This window comes from Pseudonocardia sp. SID8383 (assembly GCF_009864975.1).
Classification (GTDB): Bacteria; Actinomycetota; Actinomycetes; order Mycobacteriales; family Pseudonocardiaceae; genus Pseudonocardia; species Pseudonocardia alni.
The window spans coordinates 1-6,943 of the sequence record NZ_WWFY01000782.1; the positions used below are offsets into that span (position 1 = coordinate 1).

Sequence of the window (6,943 nt, forward strand, 5' to 3'; positions counted from 1 at the left end):
CGGCCGGCGCGGTCCGTTCCGCGACCTGCGTGGAGGCCGCGCAGCGCACCGACCGCTCCGGCAGCGCGCCGACCCAGGGCCCGGTCGCGCCGCGCTGAGACGGCTCAGTCGCCGGGCAGGATCAGGCAGCTCGACGTGGCCTCGCCCAGCAGCCGGCCCCCGGCGTCGGTCAGCTCGGCCCGGGCCAGCGCGGTGCGGCGCCCGGCCTGCACGACGTGGCCGGTGCACGTCACGGTGCCGGTGTCGACGGTGATCCGGCGCAGGAAGCGCACCGACAGGTCCAGGCTGGTGTAGCCGGTCCCGGCAGGGAGCGTGGAGTGCACCGCGCACCCGCAGGCGGAGTCGAGCAGCGTGGCGTACACCCCGCCGTGCACCGAGCCGATCGGGTTGTACTGGTGCTCGCCGGGTTCGAAGGCGAAGGCGACGCGCCCGTGCTCGGCGGAGACGGCACGGAACCCGACGAGGCTCGCGACGGGCGCCCCGGGGAGGCGGCCGTCGACGATCCGGCGCAGGTACTCCAGTCCGTCCAGACCGGACGCGGCGGCGGCGAGCACCATCGGGTCGGTCCACTCGTGCTCGCGGCGGCGCGTGGCGGTGGCCGGACCGGCCGTGGGCTCTGCTGCGGAGGTCATCGTGGCTCCTGCTCGGGGACGGGGGCTCCGGGGCCCGGTTCGAGGTGGACGTCGTCGCCGCGACCCAGGCGGTGTCCGGCGGTGCACACGCTCACCAGGCGCACCGGGGCACCACAGCCGGTGTGCACGCGGACCACGGGCGGGCCGGCGTCGCCGGCGAGGTGCCGGTCGCCGAAGTCCATGAGCGCGGCCAGGACCACGCCCAGGTCGCGGCCGCGGCGGGTCAGGCGGTACTCGGCGCGGGTCCGGGCGCCGGGCTCGCGGTAGTCCACCCGTTCGACGACGCCGTCGCCGACCAGCTCGGACAGCCGCCGACTCAGGACGGTGCGTGCGACGCCCAGGACGCGGGCCAGCTCGTCGAAGCGGGCGACCCCGCGGCCGAGGTCGCGCACGAGCAGCACCGTCCACGGGTCGGCCAGCAGCGCCGCGGTGCGGGCCACCGAGCACACCTGGGACGCCGCCGCCGTCCGTGCGTCCATCTCCGCCTCCTGGGTATCGCCGCGCTACTCAGGAGGCAGGGTAGCCCGGCGCGGTGGACGGCGACAGTGCCCGGTCCCGTCGTGCGCGATTGATCGTGCGCACAGCGGGAAGCCGGGAGGGGACAACGCACGAGCACGAGACCGAGGAGGAACCCACGGTGGCGAACGAACTGCAGGGCCGGACCGTCGCGATCCTGGCCGCGGACGGCGTGGAGAAGGTCGAGCTGGTCCAGCCCCGCGAGGAGCTGCAGAAGGCCGGCGCCCGGGTCGAGGTGGTCTCGCTGTCCACGGACCCGATCCAGTCGATGTCGGCCGACATCAACCCGGACGAGAAGCTCGACGTCGACCGGGCCGTCGCGGACGTGTCCGCCGACGACTACGACGCGCTGGTGCTGCCCGGCGGCACCGTGAACCCGGACAACCTGCGCGCCGACGCCACCGCGGTGGCGTTCGTGAAGGCCTTCTTCACGGCGGGCAAGCCGGTCGGCGCGATCTGCCACGGCCCGTGGACGCTGGTCGAGGCCGACGTGGTGAAGGGTCGCACCCTCACGTCGTTCCCGAGCATCCGGACCGACCTGCGCAACGCGGGCGCGACCGTCGTCGACGAGCAGGTCGTGAACGACAAGGGCCTGGTCACCAGCCGCAACCCCGACGACCTCGACGCGTTCTGCGCGAAGCTGATCGAGGAGTTCGCCGAGGGGAAGCACCCGGTGCACCCGGAGGGTGCGACCGCCTGACCCACCCGCACGACGTCGACGGGCCCGGCATCCCGAGCGGGTGCCGGGCCCGTCCGCGTACCGGGTCAGCCCTCGACGGGGCCGGCCATCTGCGCGGCGTCCTCGGGGTGGTCGCGGCACCGGTCGGTGTCGGGGCGCGCCTCCAGCCGCTCGTCGTCGATCTGCTCGCCGCACACGTCGCAGCGTCCGTACTCACCCTTGTCCAGACGGGTCAGCGCTGCCCGGACCCGCGCGGTGCGGGCCCGGCGGGTGTTCTCGTCGAGGTCGTGGGCCATGGTCTCGTAGGCCCGCGCGCCCTCGTCGCCGAAGTCGAGACCCTCGCCGACGCGGTCGTCACCCGGCCCCGGCCGCTCGGTCACCGCCGAGCTGCCCTCCAGCTGGTCCAGTTCGTCGGTCAGCAGGGTGCGTGCCCGCTCCGCGTCCATCGGGTCTCCTCTCGTGCCGCGCGACCGGACGGCCGCACGGGGACCGGACTACCCCACCGGCGGGCGCGCACACGCAGCCGTTTCGCCCCGGGCGACGCGGGTAGGCGCGGCGTGGCCGACGGGTGCGGCCGTGGTCCCCTTCGGCCGCACCCGCCGGCGCACCGTCCCGGCCCGTCGGCGGGCTCGTCCCGTCGCCGGTCACGGACCGATCGAGAGGGAGCCCCGTGTCCGACAGCCCGCCCGCCCAGCAGCAGACCCCGCCCGGCGACACCGGCGCGATGGACCCCGGTCCCCGCGACGAGATGCGCGGTTACCAGGGCCGCGACCTGCTCGCCGGCACCGTCGCCCTGGTCACCGGTGGTGACTCCGGCATCGGGCGCGCGGTGTGCGTCGCGTTCGCCAAGGAGGGCGCCGACGTCGCCCTGGCCTACCTGGAGGAGCACGACGACGCCGAGCACACCGCCGGGCTCGTCCGCGCCGAGGGGAGGCGCTGCCTGACCCTTCCCGGTGACCTCGGGGACGCCGCGCACTGCGCCGACATCGTGCGGCGCACCGTCGAGGAGCTGGGCGCGCTCGACACCGTCGTGAACAACATCGCCACCCAGGAACCGGTCGACGCGCTCACCGACATCGAGGACGACGCCTGGCTGCGGACCTTCGAGGTCAACATCCACAGCTACTTCCGGGTCACGAAGGCGGCCCTGGAGCACCTGCCCGACGGCGGCGCGATCGTGAACACCGGATCGATCAACGGCCTGCGCGGGAACAAGAGCCTCATCGACTACTCGGCCACCAAGGGCGCGGTCCAGTCGCTGACCTACTCGCTCGCGCAGTCGCTGACCCCCCGCGGCATCCGGGTCAACTGCGTCGCCCCGGGTCCGGTGTGGACGCCGTTGATCCCGGCGACGATGCCGCCCGACAAGGTCGACGGGTTCGGCGAGCAGACCCCGATGGGGCGTCCCGCGTCCGCGGACGAGATCGCGCCGTCCTTCGTGTTCTTCGCGGCGCCGCGGCTGTCGTCGTACTACACCGGCGAGGTGCTCGCACCGGTCGGCGGGGAGACCCTGCCGGGCTGAGCGTCCGGGCCCCGCCGCGCCGGCGGCACGGCGGGGCTCCTCAGTCGTCGGCCAGCCGCTCGCGCAGCCGCGCCAGGGTCCGTGACAGCAGCCGCGAGACGTGCATCTGCGAGATGCCCAGCTCGGTGGCGATCTGGGACTGGGTCCGGTCGCCGTAGAAGCGCAGGACCAGCATCCGACGCTCCCGTTCGGGCAGCTCGTTGAGTGCCGCACGCATCCCGGGGCCGTGCGCCGCGAGGTCCAGCGCCGGGTCCTCGGAGCCCATCCGCTCGGCGAGCGACAGGCCCTCGCCGGAACCGTCGTCGCCGACCGGCGCGTCCAGGGACTTGGCGTGGTGCGACTCCAGCGCGCCGAGCGCATCGACGACCTCGCCGATCGGTACGCCGACCTCGGTCGCGATCTCCGAGGGGCGGGGCGGACGGCCGAGCCGCTGCCCCAACTCGTCGGCGACCCGGCCGACGGTGACGGCGAGCTCCTTCAGGTCGCGCGGGACCCGCACCGCCCAGGAGTAGTCCCGCAGGTGGCGCTTCATCTCGCCGCGGATGCTCGGAACCAGGTAGCCGAGGGGGCCGCCGGTCGCCGACGACGGATCGTAGCGGTCGACCGCCTTGACCAGACCGAGCATGCCGGCCTGCTCGATGTCCTCGACGCCCCGGCCGGGGGCGGCGAAGCGCCGGGACAGGTTGCGCACGAGTGGACGGAACTCGCGGATCACGTACTCGCGCAACGCATCACGGCCCGGCGTGCCCGGTTCGGTCCCGGCCAGCTGGTCGAGATCGGGAATGAGGTCGTCGTAGCCCCGTCGGCCGTCGCGGGTGGTCGTCGTGGGCCGGGTGGAGAGAGTGGGACTCTGCATGGTCCCTCGCAATCGCCGATGGCAGGTGCGGGGTCCGCTGCACGGTTGAACGGATCTCGTGTGGACCGGTGGGCGGCGGACCCGCGTCGGCGGTGTCCTGCGTGCCCGGTACCGGGAGCTCGACCGTAACCACGGCCCGGACGGACCACAACCCGGGGCGGGGGACCGCGGTGCGGTTCAGACCCGGGCGTGCGGCGGCGTCACGAACACCGCGGTGTCGTAGTAGGTGCGCAGGGCGGTCACCGTGCCCGAACCGTCGTCGTCGGTGGCGTCGGTGAGATCGAGGACGGTGACACCGCGCACGGTCACCGGGCCGCCCCCGGCGAGCACGGCGTCGCTGTGCCATTCCAGCGCGACGGAGTCCCCGGTCTGCACGGCGTGGCGGAAGGTCGTCGCGACGTGGTCGAACGGGGAGAGGTACTCCTGCCAGAACGCTCCGAGATCGGTGCGGGCCCCGCGGCCGTCGAGGCGCTCGGCCGTGGCGCCGTCGCGGAAGCGGGCGAGCAGGTCCTCCGTCCCGCCGTCCCGCTCGAACGCCTGCAGTGCGTCGGCGAAGGCGCGGACCCGCCGGTCGGTGAGTGCCGTGTCGTCGGGGCCGGGGTGGTCCCCGCGCGGTGTGTCGCCGGGCGCGGCGCCGGCGGGTGCGGAGTCGTCCGGTGCGATGTGTCGCTGCATGGTGTGCGACTACCCGCCGGAGGCGTTCCGACCCGTCTCGGACCGGACGCGTCCGGCGGGCTGCCGGTGGGGCCGCGACACCGGCCCCGGCAGGTCCGCTCAGGCGTCGGTCTCGACGACGGTGGCGCCCTCGGCGGCGCGCTGGACCGCCTCGCAGCCCTTGTGGGCGGCCGACGTGCTCTCGTAGGCCTCGCCGACGGCGACGACCTGCCCGTTGCTCGCCTGCAGCCGGAACCGGAACTTCCCGCCCCGGTCCTCGTACACCTCGAACTTGCCTGCCACAGGGCCTCCCCGGCTCGATCGACCACCGCTGGTCGGTGCGGATGGGCGCGCACGTCAGCCCAGATGACGTTGTGACGGGCAACGGAGTGTGCCGCTCGACGGGGCGGGCCGGAGAACCCTCCCGGCGTGTGAGGGTAGAGTCCGGTCCTTCGACGGTCCGGCCGGTGCACTTCCCGGGCCGTCCCGGCGGTGAGAGGAGGGTGCCGTGGGTCAGGACGACCGGCCCGCCGACCCCGATCGGGTACCGGTCACCCGGGTCGAGGTGCTGGACTTCGTGGGCGAGCTCTTCGGCCACGGCCCGGTACCGCGTGCGGCGCTGCTGGCCGCGGCCCGCGCCGAGGACGCCAGGGCCCGCCTGTACGAGGTGCTCGACGCCGCCCTGCCGGACCGCCCGCTGACCGGGCTGGACGACCTGTGGCGCCACGTCGACGTGCCCGAGGACCTCGGCGCGGTGCGCGGACTGCCGTCGCCGCGCTAGTCGTCCGCGTCGCCGGTCCGCGGCTCGGACAGCGCCCGCAGCTCGCGGGAGAGCAGCTCCAGCCCGTGGATCCGGGCGTGCAGCGCCTCGATCTGCGACTCGGCGGCGGTGCGGTAGAGCGCCAGCCGGTCCCGGGCGTCGTCGCCGACCGGACGGCCCGCGTCGAGGTCGGCTCGGGCACCGTCGATCACCGCCATCAGCGCGCGGATCTGGTCCAGGCCGAGGTCGAGCGGCTTGAGCGTCTTGACGAACCGCAGGCGCTCGACGTCGTCCTCGGTGTAGAGACGGAAACCGCCGGTGCTGCGGGCCGACGGCGTGACCAGCCCCAGCTCGTCCCAGTGCCGGATGGTGCGCAGCGACAGCCCCACACGCGTGGCCACCTCACCGATCTGCTGCACGACACCACCTCCCCTCGACCGTGCGGCCCCGACCGTACCGCCGGGCCCGGGCCGGTCTCAGCGGGCTCTCAGCGGGGCGGGCCTTCTCAGGGGCGCCACAGCGAACCGTCCCTACCGTCGTCGACATGCCGACTGCACTGGTCACCGGAGCGAGCCGCGGGCTCGGCGCCGTCTACGCCCACGAGCTCGCCGAGCGCGGATGGTCCGTCGTCCTCGTGGCGCGCGACGCCGCCCGCCTCGCCGACGTCGCCGAGCGGATCGGCCGCGCCACCGGCGCCATCGTCGAGGTCCTGCCCGCCGACCTCACCGAGCCGGCCGGGCTGGCCGCCGTCGAGCGCCGGATCACCGACCGGGACCTGCCGATCGAGCTACTGGTCAACAACGCGGGCGTCGAGACCGACGCCGTCTTCGCCGAGGCGCCGGTCGAGGCGCTGACCGGCGAGATCGACCTCAACGTGACGGCCCTGATGCGCCTCACCCGCGCCGCGGTCCCGGCGATGACCGCCCGCGGCCGCGGCGGCGTGCTCAACATCGCGAGCTTCGCCGGGTACCTGGCCTCGGGCGGCAACGCCTACGGCGCGTCGAAGTCCTGGGTGCTGGCGTTCAGCGACACCGTCGCAGCGTCGCTGCACGGCACCGGCGTCACCGTCACCGCCGTCGCCGCGGGCCGGATCCGGACCGACGACGACCCGCAGGGACCGCTGTGGCTCGACCCCCGCGATGTCGTGCGCCGCTCGCTCGACGACCTCGCCCGCGGCCGCACGCTGTCTGCGCCGGGCTGGGTGTACCGGGCGCTGGTCGGCTACCTGGAGGCGCCGCGCACCGCGCTGCGGCTGGCCGCACGGGTCGCGGGCCGGGGCCGGGAGCGCTGCGAGCGCCTGGAGCGGGGGAGCGGGCACACCCGG

At 74.8% G+C, this 6,943-nt stretch carries 11 protein-coding genes; 4 read left to right on the plus strand and 7 right to left on the minus strand.

Annotated features, from left to right (window positions below; translation table 11 throughout):
* Window positions 1-104 precede the first annotated feature (104 nt).
* Together GTW08_RS19200 and GTW08_RS19205 are read right to left on the minus strand one after the other, a co-directional pair.
* On the minus strand, window positions 105-632 hold the full coding sequence (locus GTW08_RS19200; RefSeq protein WP_083658088.1) for a PaaI family thioesterase: 528 nt from the start codon (window positions 630-632) through the stop codon (window positions 105-107).
* On the minus strand, window positions 629-1,111 hold the full coding sequence (locus tag GTW08_RS19205) for a winged helix-turn-helix transcriptional regulator (RefSeq protein ID WP_161152327.1): 483 nt from the start codon (window positions 1,109-1,111) through the stop codon (window positions 629-631). The genes GTW08_RS19200 and GTW08_RS19205 overlap by 4 nt, the downstream gene beginning before the upstream one ends.
* A gap of 158 nt (window positions 1,112-1,269) precedes the next feature.
* Here GTW08_RS19205 and GTW08_RS19210 point away from each other — a divergent pair, with 158 nt between their 5' ends.
* A complete protein-coding gene (locus GTW08_RS19210) occupies window positions 1,270-1,848 on the plus strand; it encodes a type 1 glutamine amidotransferase domain-containing protein (RefSeq protein WP_161152328.1) in 579 nt (192 codons plus the stop codon).
* Between the two features lie 65 nt (window positions 1,849-1,913).
* Here the strand turns inward: GTW08_RS19210 and GTW08_RS31145 are convergent, their stop codons facing one another.
* Window positions 1,914-2,273: a TraR/DksA family transcriptional regulator gene (locus GTW08_RS31145; protein WP_202417406.1), complete on the minus strand. Its 360-nt coding sequence runs from the start codon at window positions 2,271-2,273 to the stop codon at window positions 1,914-1,916.
* A 278-nt stretch (window positions 2,274-2,551) separates the two neighbouring features.
* Here GTW08_RS31145 and GTW08_RS19220 point away from each other — a divergent pair, with 278 nt between their 5' ends.
* Window positions 2,552-3,349 carry an SDR family oxidoreductase gene (locus GTW08_RS19220; RefSeq protein WP_073574461.1) on the plus strand — a complete coding sequence of 266 codons (798 nt, stop codon included), beginning with the start codon at window positions 2,552-2,554 and terminating at the stop codon, window positions 3,347-3,349.
* Between the two features lie 40 nt (window positions 3,350-3,389).
* Here GTW08_RS19220 and GTW08_RS19225 read toward each other — a convergent pair whose 3' ends face one another.
* The 3 genes from GTW08_RS19225 to GTW08_RS19235 form a co-directional block, all read right to left on the minus strand.
* Window positions 3,390-4,205, minus strand: coding sequence for a SigB/SigF/SigG family RNA polymerase sigma factor (locus tag GTW08_RS19225; protein ID WP_073574367.1), 816 nt, complete (start codon window positions 4,203-4,205; stop codon window positions 3,390-3,392).
* Between the two features lie 177 nt (window positions 4,206-4,382).
* On the minus strand, window positions 4,383-4,880 hold the full coding sequence (locus GTW08_RS19230) for a nuclear transport factor 2 family protein (protein WP_161152329.1): 498 nt from the start codon (window positions 4,878-4,880) through the stop codon (window positions 4,383-4,385).
* A gap of 99 nt (window positions 4,881-4,979) precedes the next feature.
* Window positions 4,980-5,162: a YegP family protein gene (locus tag GTW08_RS19235; RefSeq protein WP_161152330.1), complete on the minus strand. Its 183-nt coding sequence runs from the start codon at window positions 5,160-5,162 to the stop codon at window positions 4,980-4,982.
* Window positions 5,163-5,367: 205 nt separating this feature from the next.
* On the opposite strand from GTW08_RS19235, the gene GTW08_RS19240 reads away from it, so the two are divergent.
* The gene (locus GTW08_RS19240; RefSeq protein WP_073574364.1) at window positions 5,368-5,640 is read left to right on the plus strand and encodes a hypothetical protein; all 273 of its coding nucleotides are present in this window, start codon (window positions 5,368-5,370) and stop codon (window positions 5,638-5,640) included.
* Here the strand turns inward: GTW08_RS19240 and GTW08_RS19245 are convergent.
* Complete coding sequence (locus GTW08_RS19245; protein ID WP_100878213.1) at window positions 5,637-6,038, minus strand: MerR family transcriptional regulator; 402 nt, start codon at window positions 6,036-6,038, stop codon at window positions 5,637-5,639. The two genes, GTW08_RS19240 and GTW08_RS19245, sit on opposite strands and share 4 nt — an antisense overlap.
* A 125-nt stretch (window positions 6,039-6,163) precedes the next feature.
* On the opposite strand from GTW08_RS19245, the gene GTW08_RS19250 reads away from it, so the two are divergent.
* On the plus strand, window positions 6,164-6,943 hold a 780-nt coding region (locus GTW08_RS19250; protein WP_161152331.1), incomplete at its 3' end, for an SDR family NAD(P)-dependent oxidoreductase.